This is a genomic window from Sphingobium sp. V4, from assembly GCF_029590555.1.
Lineage (GTDB): Bacteria > Pseudomonadota > Alphaproteobacteria > Sphingomonadales > Sphingomonadaceae > Sphingobium.
The window spans coordinates 416,196-430,687 of record NZ_CP081001.1; the positions used below are offsets into that span (position 1 = coordinate 416,196).

At 66.5% G+C, this 14,492-nt stretch carries 14 protein-coding genes; 6 read left to right on the forward strand and 8 right to left on the reverse strand.

Annotation, left to right across the window (positions count from 1 at the left end; genetic code table 11):
• Position 1: 1 nt before the first annotated feature.
• From K3M67_RS02150 to K3M67_RS02170, 5 genes are all read right to left on the reverse strand, one after another.
• Positions 2 to 886 carry a F0F1 ATP synthase subunit gamma gene (locus tag K3M67_RS02150; protein ID WP_285832132.1) on the reverse strand — a complete coding sequence of 295 codons (885 nt, stop codon included), beginning with the start codon at positions 884 to 886 and terminating at the stop codon, positions 2 to 4.
• A 3-nt stretch (positions 887 to 889) separates the two neighbouring features.
• Entirely contained in the window at positions 890 to 1,528 is a 639-nt protein-coding gene (locus K3M67_RS02155; protein ID WP_066860167.1) for a LysE family translocator, read from the reverse strand.
• A gap of 37 nt (positions 1,529 to 1,565) precedes the next feature.
• Positions 1,566 to 3,095: a F0F1 ATP synthase subunit alpha gene (gene atpA / locus K3M67_RS02160; RefSeq protein WP_066860164.1), complete on the reverse strand. Its 1,530-nt coding sequence runs from the start codon at positions 3,093 to 3,095 to the stop codon at positions 1,566 to 1,568.
• 32 nt (positions 3,096 to 3,127) lie between these two features.
• Positions 3,128 to 3,682: a F0F1 ATP synthase subunit delta gene (locus tag K3M67_RS02165; protein WP_285832877.1), complete on the reverse strand. Its 555-nt coding sequence runs from the start codon at positions 3,680 to 3,682 to the stop codon at positions 3,128 to 3,130.
• 187 nt (positions 3,683 to 3,869) lie between these two features.
• A complete protein-coding gene (locus K3M67_RS02170; protein WP_285832133.1) occupies positions 3,870 to 5,429 on the reverse strand; it encodes a S1C family serine protease in 1,560 nt (519 codons plus the stop codon).
• Positions 5,430 to 5,541: 112 nt separating this feature from the next.
• Here K3M67_RS02170 and ada point away from each other — a divergent pair, with 112 nt between their 5' ends.
• A complete protein-coding gene (gene ada, locus K3M67_RS02175) occupies positions 5,542 to 6,603 on the forward strand; it encodes a bifunctional DNA-binding transcriptional regulator/O6-methylguanine-DNA methyltransferase Ada (RefSeq protein WP_285832878.1) in 1,062 nt (353 codons plus the stop codon).
• Positions 6,604 to 6,671: 68 nt separating this feature from the next.
• A complete protein-coding gene (locus K3M67_RS02180) occupies positions 6,672 to 8,195 on the forward strand; it encodes a tetratricopeptide repeat protein (protein ID WP_443019595.1) in 1,524 nt (507 codons plus the stop codon).
• Here the strand turns inward: K3M67_RS02180 and K3M67_RS02185 are convergent.
• The gene (locus K3M67_RS02185; RefSeq protein ID WP_285832134.1) at positions 8,110 to 8,319 is read right to left on the reverse strand and encodes a DUF1289 domain-containing protein; all 210 of its coding nucleotides are present in this window, start codon (positions 8,317 to 8,319) and stop codon (positions 8,110 to 8,112) included. The genes K3M67_RS02180 and K3M67_RS02185 overlap by 86 nt on opposite strands.
• A gap of 141 nt (positions 8,320 to 8,460) precedes the next feature.
• Between K3M67_RS02185 and yfiR the strand changes: the two genes are divergently transcribed.
• From yfiR to yfiB, 3 genes are read left to right on the forward strand one after another with little or no spacing between them, the layout of a single operon-like run.
• Complete coding sequence (yfiR, locus tag K3M67_RS02190; protein ID WP_285832135.1) at positions 8,461 to 9,009, forward strand: regulatory sequestration protein YfiR; 549 nt, start codon at positions 8,461 to 8,463, stop codon at positions 9,007 to 9,009.
• A 3-nt stretch (positions 9,010 to 9,012) separates the two neighbouring features.
• Positions 9,013 to 10,239 (forward strand): diguanylate cyclase DgcN/YfiN, encoded by a 1,227-nt coding sequence (gene dgcN / locus K3M67_RS02195; protein ID WP_066860159.1) that lies wholly within the window; start codon positions 9,013 to 9,015, stop codon positions 10,237 to 10,239.
• Positions 10,240 to 10,255: 16 nt separating this feature from the next.
• On the forward strand, positions 10,256 to 10,747 hold the full coding sequence (gene yfiB, locus K3M67_RS02200) for an outer membrane lipoprotein YfiB (RefSeq protein ID WP_285832136.1): 492 nt from the start codon (positions 10,256 to 10,258) through the stop codon (positions 10,745 to 10,747).
• 3 nt (positions 10,748 to 10,750) lie between these two features.
• Here yfiB and K3M67_RS02205 read toward each other — a convergent pair whose 3' ends face one another.
• A complete protein-coding gene (locus tag K3M67_RS02205; protein WP_066860153.1) occupies positions 10,751 to 12,922 on the reverse strand; it encodes a primosomal protein N' in 2,172 nt (723 codons plus the stop codon).
• A gap of 46 nt (positions 12,923 to 12,968) precedes the next feature.
• Complete coding sequence (locus K3M67_RS02210) at positions 12,969 to 13,622, reverse strand: DUF2490 domain-containing protein (protein ID WP_285832137.1); 654 nt, start codon at positions 13,620 to 13,622, stop codon at positions 12,969 to 12,971.
• 130 nt (positions 13,623 to 13,752) lie between these two features.
• On the opposite strand from K3M67_RS02210, the gene fsa reads away from it, so the two are divergent.
• Positions 13,753 to 14,406, forward strand: a complete 654-nt coding sequence (fsa, locus tag K3M67_RS02215; RefSeq protein ID WP_066860150.1) for a fructose-6-phosphate aldolase — start codon at positions 13,753 to 13,755, stop codon at positions 14,404 to 14,406.
• Positions 14,407 to 14,492 lie beyond the last annotated feature (86 nt).

The following is a 14,492-nucleotide window of genomic DNA, read 5'->3' on the forward strand; positions in this document are numbered from 1 at the left end:
CTTAGAGGGCTTCGGCGCCCGAGATGATTTCGACCAGTTCGGTGGTGATCGCGGCCTGGCGGCTGCGGTTATACTGAATGGTCAGCTTGTTGATGAGGTCGCCGGCATTGCGGGTCGCATTGTCCATGGCGGTCATCGACGCGCCCTGTTCCGACGCGTTGTTTTCCAGCAGCGCCTTGAACAGCTGCACCGTGATGTTGCGCGGCAGCAGGTCGTCCAGGATCGCTTCCTCGCTCGGTTCATATTCCACCGTCGCGCCGATGGCGTTGCGGTCGGCGTCGGCCGGAATCTTGACCGGTATGATCTGCTGCTCGGTCGGGATCTGGGCGAGGGCCGACTTGAAGCGCGAGTAGAAGAGATGCGCGACGTCGAACTTGCCGTTCAGATACATGTCGGTCAGTTCGTGCGCGATCGCCTGGGCCTGGTCGAAGCCGGGTTCCTTGGTGCCGGTGGTGTCGAACTGGGCGACGATCTGGCCCGGGAAGGCGCGGTTGATGACCGGACGCCCCTTGCGGCCTATCAGGTAGAAGCGGACCTGCTTGCCCGCTTCCTCCAGTTCGCGCGCCTTGGCGATGGCGGCCTTGACGATGTTGGCGTTGAACGCGCCAGCAAGGCCCCGGTCGGAGTTGGCGACGACCAGCAGATGGACGTCGTCCTTGCCGGTGCCGGCCAGCAGCGGGGAGGCGCCTTCGCCCGAACCGCCCGCGATCTTGGACGCGAGCGACGCGACCACCGCTTCCAGGCGGCTGCTATAGGGGCGGGCGGCCTCGGCCGCGGCCTGCGCCTTGCGCAGCTTCGCGGCGGCGACCATCTGCTTCGCCTTGGTGATCTTCTGGGTCGACTTGACCGACCCGATGCGGAGCTTCAGTTCCTTGAGGCTAGGCATAGATTATGTGTTCCGAGCAAGGGCCAGACGGCCCGCGAGACCAAAGAAACCGACGCCCATGGCGCCTTCGAACCAGCGGATTGCAGTGCTGTGGGCGCCCGATTGCCCCACCTTGCGCCCCGCCGTGGCGGCGAGCGCAGCAAGCAGCGCGCACCAGGCGAAGCCCAGCGCATAGACGATCGCGATCAGCAACATACCCTGCCAGGGCGCATCCGGGCCGGTGCCGACGAACTGCGGCAGCGCGGCGAGGAAGAAGATCGCGACCTTGGGGTTCAGCACGGTGCTGATGAACCCTTGGGCGAAGGGCGATCCGCCCAGCCGCATCTTCGGCATGTCCGAAGCCGGCGCGGGCCTGATCGCGCCGCGCAGCAGGCCGATGCCCATCCAGGCGAGATAGAGCGCGCCCGCAATCTTGACGGCCAGAAACAGGCCCGGCACCGCATTCAGCACGCTGAGGAAGCCGAAGCCGCACAGCAGCATGTAGAAGAGGCCGCCGAGCTGGATGCCGCCGATCGCCGCCATGCCCGCCTTCAGCCCACGGCGCGCCGCGTGACCGGCCACCAACATGGTGTCCGGTCCCGGAAGCAGCACCAGACCGATCGACATCACGGTCCAGGCAAGGAGGGATTGGGCGGTGAGCATTGCCTAGGCTTCGTTCTTCCTTTTTTCCGTGATGCCTTTACGCGAAGGTCTTGCCGAACGAGTCCAGCGCGGCCTTCAGCTTGGACTTGGGCTCGTCGCCCAGATCCTTGCTGTCGCGGATCGCGGTCAGGATGTCGGCATGGTCGTGCCGCAGATAGGCGAGCATCGCCTCTTCATAGCGCGTCACGTCCTTGACCGGGATGGCGTCCAGATAGCCGTTGGTGCCCGCGAAGATCGACGCAGTTTGTTCTTCGAAGGGCAGCGGCGAGAACTGGGCCTGCTTCAGCAGTTCGGTCAGGCGCGCGCCACGGTTCAGCAGCTTCTGGGTCGAAGCGTCGAGGTCCGAACCGAACTGGGCGAAAGCCGCCATTTCGCGATACTGGGCCAGCTCCAGCTTGATCGAGCCGGACACCTTCTTCATCGCCTTGGTCTGCGCGGCGGAACCGACGCGCGACACCGACAGGCCGACGTTGATGGCCGGACGGATGCCCTGGTAGAAGAGGTTGGTTTCCAGGAAGATCTGGCCGTCGGTGATCGAGATCACGTTGGTCGGGATATAGGCCGACACGTCGCCAGCCTGCGTTTCGATGATCGGCAGCGCGGTCAGCGAGCCAGCGCCGTTGGCGTCGTTCATCTTGGCCGCACGCTCCAGCAGACGGCTGTGCAGGTAGAAGACGTCGCCCGGATAGGCTTCGCGGCCCGGAGGACGACGCAGCAGCAGCGACATCTGACGATAGGCGACGGCCTGCTTGGAAAGATCGTCATAGACGATCACGGCGTGCATACCGTTGTCGCGGAAATATTCGCCCATGGTGACGCCGGTATAGGGCGCCAGATACTGGAGCGGAGCCGGTTCCGAAGCGGTCGCGGCGACGACGATGGAATATTCCATCGCGCCATTTTCCTCGAGCTGCTTGACGATCTGCGCGACGGTCGAGCGCTTCTGGCCGATCGCGACATAGATGCAGTAGAGCTTCTTGCTCTCGTCATCGCCCGCGTTGATGCCCTTCTGGTTGATGAAGGTGTCGATCGCTACGGCGGTCTTGCCGGTCTGGCGGTCGCCGATGATCAGCTCGCGCTGGCCGCGGCCGACGGGGACCAGGGCGTCGATCGCCTTGAGGCCGGTCTGCACCGGCTCATGCACCGACTTGCGGGGGATGATGCCCGGCGCCTTCACTTCGACGCGCTTGCGCTCGGTATACTGGATCGGGCCCTTGCCATCGATCGGGTTGCCGAGGCCGTCCACGACGCGGCCGAGCAGGCCCTTGCCGACGGGAACGTCGACGATGGTGCCGGTGCGCTTGACGACGTCGCCTTCCTTGATCTCGCTGTCGGACCCGAAGATCACGACGCCGACATTGTCGGCTTCGAGGTTGAGCGCCATGCCCTGCACGCCATTGGCGAATTCGACCATTTCGCCCGCCTGGACGTTGTCGAGGCCATGGACGCGGGCGATGCCGTCACCCACGGTCAGCACGGAACCGACTTCGCTCACCTGCGCTTCGGTGCCGAAATTGGCGATCTGGTCCTTGATGACCTTCGAAATTTCTGCGGCGTTGATATCCATGTTCAGCCTTTCATCGAAGCCTTTTGGGCTTGTCAGCCCTTCATAGCTTGGGCGAGCGTATTCAGTCGGGTACGGATGGAACTGTCGATCATCTGGCTGCCGATCTTGACGACCAGCCCGCCCAGGATCGCGGAATCGACCTTCGCCTCGACCGCGACTTCGCGGCCGACGCGCGCCTTCAGGCTCTTGGCCAGGGCGCCGATCTGGGTCTTGGTGAGGGGATGGGCGCTCGTCACCTCGGCGCGGGCCTCTCCCTTGTGATTCGACAGCAGCGTTTCATAGGCGCGGATGACCGCGGGCAGCTGGCCCAGGCGACGGTTCTGGGCGAGCACGCCGAGAAAATTTGTCGTCAGCGCATCGATTCCCATGGAGGATGCGACGGCGGCGATCGTCTTGCCTGCTGCGTCGCGGCTCAGCACGGGGCTGTTGATCAGCCCTTTGAAATCGGGTGATTCGGCCAAGGCCGCCTTGAGCGCGCCAAGGCTGTCCGCCACCGTGTCGAGCGAATGTGCATCGCGCGCCAGATCGAACAGCGCCACCGCATAACGGCCGCTGAGGCTGGCTTGAATACCGCCGCTAGTCTCCACGCGCTTACCGTCCTCCATGTGATTTGCCGGTCATGCAAAAAGAGGGGCGCGGTCTGATGCCGTCCCGAGCCCCTGTTGCCCGGCCGGTTAGCAGTGCGATTATGACTATGCAAGTCATGTGACGCGATTCCATCGTTAGTGCGAAATCGCGGCTATTTGCCTGAGTATTTACGCTGTCCCGAATCGGTTATTCGGCAGGATCGGCCGGGGCAAGCCGTCCCTTCTGGCAATGATAGACGATCCGTTCATTCGGCTGCGGCGGAAGCAGCGCTGTCATGTCGCTCTGGAGCGTCGCGATCCGGGCGAGCCTGCCGGAGTCGGCGCCGCATCCCTTGATCGGGCCGTCCCTGAGCAGCGCGCGCGCCTTGCCCATGGTATCGAGGTCGGGCAGCCAGCGCTGGACGCGCAGCGTGCCGGTTGCCGGGTCGAACTGGCTGGTCGTCACATAATTGGCCTCGTCGGGCACGGTGGGGCGCTGCCACTGGGTGCCGACCGAGACATATTGGGTGTCGCCGTTGACGCAACCGCCCTCGGCCCAGTTGAAGCCGATGTCATTGGGTTGCGACACGGTCAGCCGGCTGCGATCGAGGTCCACCTTGCACACATTGTCGCCGGCCCAGGCATAGGCGCCGTTGGCGGCGACGCCGATGTCGGCCTGCAACTTCACCTTGTCATCAATGCTGGAAAAGCTGGGTTTCAGGAAGAAGAGGCCGAGCGCCACGAACAGCAGCGCGCCGCCGCTGGCCAGGAACCAGGTCGCCTTGCGCTCCTTGCCCTGGCTGTAGAACAGGCCGCCCGCCGCCAATCCCAGCACCGCCAGCGCCAGGAACAGGGCCGCACCCGCCATGGCGTTTTCGCGCGCGGTGATGACGTCGCGCTCGGCGGCGTCCCGCGCGCGGGTCAGCGCTTCCTCGCGGGCGTCGGCGCTGGCGCGGTTCTTCTGCTCGCTCGCCTGCGCCTCGCGCTGGGTCAGGGCGGCGTCGGCCGCGTCGGCCTCCGCCATGGATCGGCACCCGACGATCGTATGGAGCGAGGAGATGCCCGCCTGCCGCAGGAAGGAGGCGACCTCGCGCCAGGAAACGGCGAATCCGAACTCGGCGTCATTGCCGTCCGACACCGATCCGAAGCTGTTGACGCCGATCACCCGGCCGCAATCATCGACCAGCGGGCCGCCGCTGTTGCCGGCGGCGAGCGGGGCGGTGTGGAGGACGGTGTCGAAATTCTGGCTGGCCCGGCCCGAGGAGATGGTGCCGCTGGTCTTGACCGTGGCGAGCGGCTCGACCAGCTGCTTGAGGCCCAGTCCCTGCGCGCGGTCGACCGTGCCGGGATAGCCGATCGCGGTCACATGCTGCCCGTCGCTGACCGCGCCGGCATAGAAGGTGCTGACCGGCAGGCGGCCTTCCTCCAGCTGGATGAGGGCCAGGTCGTTGCCCGGCGAATAGGCGATGATTCGCCCGCCATAAGTCTTGGTGCCTTCGGACGGGATGACGCCGATGACGAGATTTTTTTCCTCGCGCGCCAGTTCGACGACATGGGCGTTGGTCAATATCTTGTCCGGCGCTACGGCGAACCCGCTGCCATGGCCGACGAAATAGGCTTCGGTGCCATCGGTCGCGACCAGCACGACCCGCGCCACGCCGCGCGCGGCGGCGGCGATGTCCTGCTGCTCGGCATGGGAAGCGACCGGCGCGATCAGCGCGAGCAGGAAGCCAAGGGCAGGGGTGAAGCGGCGGAGGAGGGCGACCATCGTGGCGCATTCATATGCGATGGCGGGCTTTGCGCAATCGGGAAAAGGCGAAATGCTTTGACGGCAAGGCGCGGGAAGCATGGCGGCGCGCGCGCTTCTATCCCATATCGTCATGAACCAGATGACTCGCCTTTCTCCTTCCGCCCCGGCCCTGCCGGATGATGATGCCTGTTGGGCCGCCTTCATGGCGCGCGACCGGGCGATGGACGGGCGCTTCGTGGGCTGCGTCGCCACCACCGGCATCTATTGCAAGCCCAGCTGCGCCGCGCGCCACCCCAGGCGTGAGAATATGTCCTTCCTGCCCGATCCGGCGGCGGCGCGGGCGGCGGGATTTCGCGCCTGCCTGCGCTGCCGACCGGACGAGATCGGGCGCGACCGGCTCGCCGTGGAAGCGGCGGTCGCCTTCATCGAGGCGGCGGAGGAGGCGCCCCTGCTGGAGCAGGTCGCCGCCCATGTCGGCTATGCGCCGCATCATTTCCACCGTCTCTTCAAGCGGGAGACCGGACTGACCCCCGCAGCCTTCGCGCGCGGCCTGCGCGCCGAGCGACTGAAGACGGCGCTCGATCAGGGCGGCAGCGTGACGGAGGCGATCTACGAGGCGGGCTATAATGCGCCCAGCCGCGCCTATGCCGATGCGGAGGCGCATCTGGGCATGACGCCGAGCGCCTGGAAGGATGGGGGGCGGGGCGTGACGATCCGCTGGCGGATCGTCGACAGCAGCCTGGGACCAATGCTGGTCGCGGCGACCGAAAAGGGGTTGTGCCGTATCAGCTTCGGCGAGGGCGAGGCGGAATTGCGCGCCCGTTTCCCTCATGCCGACGTTCGGCGCGCCGATCCGGCGCTGGACGCCATGGCGGGGCGGGTCGCGGCGCTGGTCGACGATCCCGCCGCCGGCGCGGACCTGCCCGTCGACGTGCGCGGGACGGCGTTCCAGCAGGCGATCTGGGCGGCGCTGCGCGCCATCCCGCCGGGCGAGACGCGCAGCTATGGCGATATCGCCGCCGCGATCGGTCGTCCCGGCGCGGTGCGCGCGGCGGGAACGGCGTGCGGCGACAACAATCTCGCCGTCCTCATTCCCTGCCACCGTGTCGTCCGCAGCGACGGCAGCATGGGCGGCTATGCCTGGGGGCTGGACCGGAAGCGGGCGCTGCTGGCACGCGAAACGCTCAAGTAACGGATAGATTTCGTCTTTTCTTCCGCCGCTGCCTCGGTCAGAATAGGCTGGGGTGCATGGGGGAAGCGATGCGACGCGGGCGATTCTGGGGGAAGATGCTGGCCGGGCTGGGCCTGGCCGCATCGGGCATGGGGACGGCGCAGGCGGCCTGGTATCAGGCGCAGACCCGCCATTTCACCGTCTACAGCGAAGGCAACGACCAGAAGCTGCGCGGCTTTGCCGAGCGGCTGGAGAAGTTCGATTATCTGTTGCGGGTCGTGACCCGAGTCACCGATCCGGAACAGGGCAGTCCGGTCAAGGTCTATCTCCTGTCGAACGAGGCCAAGGTGAAGACCCTGGCCCGCAATCCCAATATCGGCGGATTCTACACGACCTCGGACCGGACCGCCTTCGCCGTGCTGTCGCGCGGGGCCAAGACCAGTGAATTTGATTTCGGGGCCGAGGAAATCCTCTTCCACGAATATACCCATCATTTCATGCTGCATCATTTTCCGGCCGCATATCCCGCCTGGTATGTGGAGGGGTTCGCCGAATTTTTTTCGGTCATCAAATTCCCGAAGGACGGATCGATCGAGTTCGGTCATGTGCCCCTGGCGCGTGCGCCGGGCCTGGTGCTGGGATCACCCTATCCGGTGAAGAATCTCTTCGCCCGCGATACCGATGGCCTCAGCCTGCGCGATGGCGACCGCTATTATGGCACCGCCTGGCTGCTGACCCATTATTTCCAGTACAAGGCCGATCGCCGTGCTGAAATCGCCCGCTATCTCAAGGATGTGGCCGACGGCGTAAAGAATATGCAGCCTGACAGCTATTTCGCGGGCGGCCTGGCTGGACTGGAAAAGGACTTGAAGGCCTATATGCGGCATCGGCTCTCGGCATCGGAGCTGAAGCCCAAGGAATTGAAGATCGACACGATCACCGTCGCCCCGGTCGACCCGGCGCAGGGCGCGGTGATCGAGGATGAGCTTCGGCTCATCAACCATCCGCGTACCGAAGACCTGCCGGAGCTCGTTACCGCGATCCGCGCGACCGCCGCCAAATATCCGGATAGTGCCTATACCGCCGCCCTGCTCGCCGAAGCCGAATGGGCGGCCGAACAGAAGGACTCTGCGCTGGCCGACGCCGACCGGGCGATCGCGATCGATCCCAAGTCGGCCCGCGCCTATGCCGTCCGTGCGCAGGCGCTTCTGGAAAAGGCGCATGACAGCGACAAGGCGGAGGACTGGAAGGCGGCCCTGACAGCGATCGTCCGCGCCAACCGCGCCGACACCGAAGACCCGGTGCCGCTCGCGCTCTTCTACCGCTATCATGCGATGCGCGGCGGCAAGATGCCGGACCTGGGCTATGACGGCCTCTACAAGGCTTTCACGCTGCTGCCCCAAAGCCCCGACTATCGGTTCAGCTTTGCCCATGCGACGGCGTTGCGGGGGGATTACAAGACGGCGTCGATCCTGCTCGATCCGATCGCCTATTCGCCGCACGGTTCGGACATGCGCGATGCCGCGCTCAGGCTGAAGGCGGAGTTCGACGCACAGGCGGAGGAAAAGGGGAAGGGCGCGCCGCCGGCTGGAAGTCCCGCACCCGCGCCATGACGGCGGCGCGCTCGGCGTCGGTCATGCTCCGCCAATGGACGATCTCCTCGATCGTCCGGCCGCATCCGGTGCAGTTCTTGCGCTCCCGGTCGAGCGCACACAGGTTGCGGCAGGGCGTTTCCATCGCCTCGGTCTAGTCGGCAGGGCGGACGGTCGCCAGCGGGAGATTGCCGGAGGCAGCAGCACTTGTCGCAAGCGAAATGATTTTAGCTGTATTTTACGCCCGATTAACTATAGTCGGCCGAGCCTTCGGGCATGGGGAGTGATGTCGGGCTTGCGCTGTTTGCTGTTCTGGTTGCTGCTTCTTGTGCCGGGCGCCCTGCTCGCGGTCCCGACCTTCCAGCCTGCGATGATGCCGCTGGGCAAAGGGCCTGATGCCGTCGCGGCGAGTACGGCGCGCATGGTGGGCGCCATGCTCGAATATTCGCGCTGGCCGTCCGCCCGGCCGGCGGTGCGGCTCTGCATCGCGGGTGCGGCGCGTCATGCCGATCGGCTTGCGGATATCCGTCTGTCCAGCGGTGCGGGGGTCGAACTGGTCGCGATCGGCGCGCCGGGGGAGCCTGCGCCGGATCGCTGCGATGCGCTCTATATCGGCCGGCTGGATTCGCCGACCCTCGGCAGGCTGATCGCAGGCGCGCGGGGAGAAGCGGTGGTGACGATCGCGGAAGATGATCCCGCTTGCCGCAGCGGCGCGATGTTCTGCCTGCTCTACACGCCGCAATCCCTGTCGTTCCAGCTCAGCATCGACGCCGTGTCGCGATCGGCCGTTCGCATCGACCCGCGCGTGCTGCGCCTGTCTAAAGGGGGCTATTGACCCATGAGAGCCTCGACCCGATCCGCCATGCCCACGCTGCGCCAGGTGCTGGCGCGCGGGCATATGCGCCTGATCCTGGTCGCCGTGCTGATGGCCAGCGTCACCCTGATGGCCACCGGGGTCCTCGTGATCCGGGGCTATGCCGATCGCAACCTCGCGCTGATCGCCCGGACCGTGGCCTATACTGTCGAGCCTGCGCTGGTGTTCGAGGATATGGACGCCGCGCGGCGGGGGATGGTCGCGGTGGCGGCCTCGGAAAGCGTCCACCGGGTCGATGTGCGCGACGCGCGCGGGCGGATGCTGGTGGAATGGCGGCGGCCGGGCGACGGTATGATGGCAGCGGTCGAGCGCGGTCTCGCCGAACTGGTCGCGCCCTCGCCTGCGGTCGCCGACATCCTGCGCGGCCATCAACGGGTGGCGCAGGTCCGGGTCTATGGCGGCGCCGACGGCCTCGGCCGGTTCATCCTGTCGGGCCTGGCGACGGGGCTGGCCTGTCTTGTCCTCACCCTTGTCGCAACCTGGACGCTGTCCCGCCGCCTGCAGCGCGACGTCACCGATCCGTTGGGCAAGATCGCCGATGTCGCCCATGCGGTGCGCGCCGATCGCCAGTTCGATCGTCGCGTGCCGACATCCGATATTCAGGAAGTCGATCAGCTGGGCCGCGATTTCAACGCGTTGCTCGATGAACTGCGCGATTGGCACAAGGGCATCGTGACGCAAAACCGGATGCTGGAGCGCCAGGCGACCCGCGACGCTCTGACCGGCCTCGGCAACCGCGCGATGTTCGAACAGGCGCTGCCCGCCACGGTGGAGCGGTCGAACGCGGAGGGGCGATCGTTCGCCATCATCTATATCGACGTCAACCGTTTCAAGCAGGTCAACGACACCCATGGCCATGATGCGGGCGACGCCATGCTCATCGTCATCGCCGCCCGGCTGCGCGCGGTGCTGCGGCCTGGCGACCAGGCCTTCCGCCTGGGCGGCGACGAGTTCGCTCTGATTCTTGCGCCCGGCCTGTCGGCGCCCGAGCTTGCCGCGATCAAACTCCATATCGCCGACGGCATGGCCCAGCCGATCATGCTGCCCAATGGGGAGCGCATCGACGCATCGCTCAGCATCGGGAGCGCCTGCTATCCCGAGGACAGCGCCGATGCCCGCGACCTGCTGCGCCATGCGGACGCGGCCATGTATGCGGCCAAGGCCGGCCGCGTTGCCAATGGCGATCGTTGACAGGACAAGGATCAGGATGCGCCACGCTTTTCTTCTCTTTTCCCTTTTGCCCCTCGCTGCCTGTCAGACGGTGCAGTCCCCGCAGCCCGCGGGCTTCTCGCCGCAACAGGTGACGGCGCTGCGGCGGCAGGGCTTCGAACCGTCCGGTCAGGACTGGCAGTTCGGCATGGCCGACAGGCTGCTTTTTGCCACCGACGAAAGCACGCTGATCCCGGATCAGAAAGTCGCGATCGGGCGGATCTCGGCGGCCTTGGCGGCGGTGGACATCCGTGGTGCGCGCGTCGAAGGCCATACCGATTCCACGGGGGCGTCCAGCTATAACGAAGCCCTTTCGCTGCGGCGGGCGCAGGCGGTGGCCGACGCGCTGGTCGCAGGCGGTATGGCGCAGCCGGCGATGCGGGTCGTGGGCATGGGTGCGCGCGTGCCGGTCGAAAGCAACCGCTCGGCGGACGGGCGGCGCGAAAACCGCCGGGTGGTCATCATCGTCTCTCCGGCGGACGCCACCTGATCCTCACATGAAGCTGTAGGGGTCGACGTCCACCGCCACCCGCGTGCCCGACTTCCAGGCCAGATTGCCCAGCCATTCGCGGATCGCCGCCTGCACGTCCACCTGCCGTGTCGCATGGATCAGCAGCCGATGGCGATGCCGCCCGCGCAGCACGGACAGCGGCGCCGGGGCGGGGCCGTAGACGCGCATCCCGTCGATCAGCGGCGCCGACTTGCCGATCAGCCGCGCGGTCTGCGCCGCCTCGTCGGCATCCTCGCTCGATATGATGATCGCGGCGAAGCGGCCGAAGGGCGGGGCATTGGCGCGCCGCCGGTTTTCCGTTTCCACGGCATAGAAGCGTTCGGTGTCGCCCTCGATCAGAGACTGGATCACCTCGCTGCCGGGCATCCGGGTCTGGATGAAGACCTTGCCGGGTTTTTCTCCGCGACCTGCGCGTCCCGCTACCTGCACGATCTGCTGGAAGGTCCGCTCCGCCGCGCGCAGGTCGCCGCCTTCCAGCCCCAGATCGGCGTCGATCACGCCGACCAGAGTGAGGTTCGGGAAATGATAGCCCTTGGTCACGAGCTGGGTGCCGACGATGATGTCGACGTCGCCGCCCTCCACCGACTTCACGAAATCGGCGGCGCGGGCGGGGGAACTCAGCGTATCGGACGTGGCGATGGCGGTCCGCGCCTGCGGCCATAGCGCCTTCACCTCGTCGGCGATACGCTCGACGCCGGGGCCGCAGGCTACCAGGCTATCTTCCTCCTTGCATTCCGGGCAGCGACGCGGCGCGGGGATGACATGGCCGCAATGATGGCAGGCGAGCCGATGGGTCAGCCGATGCTCGACCATCCAGGCGGTGCAGTTGGGGCATTGGAAGCGATAGCCGCAATGGCGGCACAAGGTCAGCGGCGCATAGCCGCGCCGGTTGAGGAAGAGCAGGCTCTGCTCCCCCTTTTCCATGGTTTCGTCGATTGCCTTGACCAGCGGCGGCGCGATCCAGCGGCCGCGTTCGGGCGGGTCGGTCAGCAGGTTTACGCCCTCGATCTGCGGCATCTCCGCCCCGCCATAGCGCGAGGGCAGCTTGATTTCGGCATAGCGGCCCAGCTCGACCTGATGCCGCGTCTCGATCGCGGGGGTGGCAGACGCCAGGATGACCGGGAACTTCTCGATCAGGCCGCGCATCACCGCCACGTCGCGGGCATGATAGTGAACACCATCCTCCTGCTTGAAGCTGGCCTCATGCGCTTCGTCCACGACGATCAGGCCCAGGTTCGGATAGGGCAGGAACAGCGCCGACCGCGCGCCGACGACGACCTGTGCCTGACCCGAAGCGATGGCGCGCCACGCCCGTCGCCGTTCGCTCTGGCGCAGGCCGCTGTGCCAGTTGACCGGCACCGTCCCGAACCGCTTTTCGAACCGCTCCAGAAACGGCTCGGTCAGCGCGATTTCGGGCAGCAGCACCAGCGTCTGCCGGTCGGCCCGGATGGCGGCCGCGATCGCCTCGAAATAGACCTCCGTCTTGCCCGATCCGGTCACGCCGTCGAGCAGGAAGGGCGCGAAGTCATGGGCCCGCACCGCATCGGCCATGGTCGTCGCGGCCGCCCGCTGCGCGTCCGACAGGGCGGGCGGCGCATGGTCGGGATCGGGCATCGGGAAGGGCGTGTCGACGCTGACCTCCACCGGCTCGAATATGTCCTGCTTGATGAGGCCGCGGATCACCGCGTCGCTGACCCCGCCGATCATCGCCAGCTCGCGGATCAGCCCCTGCCGCTCGCCGATCCGGTCCAGCGCCTGCGCGCGCTGCTCGGTCATGCGGTCGGGCACCGCGCCGGTCGCGCGATATTCGATCACCGTCCGCGCACCCTCCAGCGCGGCCATCGACGACAGCGCCATGCGCAGCACCGCCGCCGGAGGGCTGAGATAATAGTCGGCCGTCCATTCGATCAGCCGGCGCAGCGGCTCGGGCAGCGGCGGGGCGTCGACCAGCTCGATCAGGTTGCGCAGCCGGTTGTCGCCCACCGTCTCGACATCGGGGAAGCTCGCTTCCTCCCACACCACGCCGACCAGCTGGCGCGGTCCCAGCGGCGCGACCACGATGCTGCCGGGCTGCACGGTCATTCCGTGGGGCACGCGATAGTCGAGCGGGCCCAGGGCGGCGTTCAGGATCAGGACACGGGCGCGCGAAGACATGGCTTCCGTCCTTAAAGCGCTGGCCGCGCTGTGCAATGCCCTCCGCTCAGAGCCGCCAGCTCAAAGTCAGCCAGGGGATATGCGACACGGCGTCCGGCCGCCCGTCGCGGAAATTCTGCTGCCGCATGTAGAGAAGCTGCGCATCGATGGCCCTGGCGATCGGATGGCGCACGCCGATCTGGTGGCGCATGGTCGCCAGCCCCGTCCTGTCGCTGGCGCGCGCGCGGTTGAGGTGGAAGAAGATTTCGGCGGCGGCAATCACGGTCCAACGCTTCGCCCGGTCGACCGGCACTGCGGCCTGCACCCGCTGGCGCAAGCGCCAGCTTGCCTCATCGGCATTGTCGAAGAAGCGCTGCTCCATCCGCGTGCGGCTCGTCCAGATCCCCTTGGTCAGCGTCAGCTGCTGGAACAGGCGTAGTTCCTGGTCGACCTCGCTCTTGAGATAGGCGAAGCCGCCGCCGACCTGCATGGCCGGCGCGATCCGGTGGTCGATGGCGATGCGCGCCAGAAACTGCTCGCCGCCGCTCCCGGCATCGGCGCGGGCGCGCTGGCTCGAATCCAGGGTCACGACAGTGTCTGGGTCGATGCGGATGGCGGCCTGCTCGGTGATCCAGGCCTGGCTTTCCTCCGTCGCCGCCGATGCTGTCGACGCGCTCGCAGCGGCGAGGACAAGGGTAAGCAGTCGGGCGGCGCGCTTCATGACCGGTCCTTTGGAAAGGTGGCTGCGGCTTAATCGGGAAGCGGTCGCGACGCAATTGTCTGCGCCGAAGATGGCGAATCCGTCCGCCACCGGCTAAAGGGGCGCGATTCGTCCATCCCGGAGTCCTCCCATGAAATTCTTCGTCGACACCGCCGACACTGCCGAAATCCGCGAGCTGGCCGCCACTGGCCTGCTGGACGGCGTCACCACCAATCCCACGCTGATCCACAAGTCGGGCCGCAAGTTCCTGGAAGTCGTGGAGGAAATCTGCGGCATCGTGGATGGCCCGGTGTCCGCCGAAGTCGTCGCGCTCGATCATGAGACGATGATGAAGGAAGCCGCCGTGCTGCGGAAGATCGCGGACAATGTCTGCATCAAGGTGCCGCTGACCATCGACGGGCTCAAGACCTGCAAGGCGCTGACCGATGACGGCGCGCTGGTCAATGTGACGCTCTGCTTCTCCGCCAACCAGGCGCTGCTCGCCGCCAAGGCGGGCGCCAGCTTCATCTCGCCCTTCGTCGGCCGCCATGACGATAATGGCTTCGATGGCCTCGCGCTGATCGAGGACATCCGCCTGATCTACGACAATTACGCGTTCAAGACCGAGATTTTGGCCGCCTCGCTGCGCCACCCGATCCATGTGCTCGATTGCGCGAAGATCGGCGCCGACGTCATCACGGCTCCCCCCGCGGTCATCAAGATGCTGTCCAAGCATGTGCTGACCGACAAGGGGCTGGAAGGCTTCGCCGCCGACTGGGCCAAGACCGGCCAGACGATTCTCTGATGTAGCGGCGCCAGCCCGCTCATCTGACATTCCAGGCGCGATGTCGGATGCGGGAGCGGGCTGGCGTGGCTCTGCGCGAGACAGCA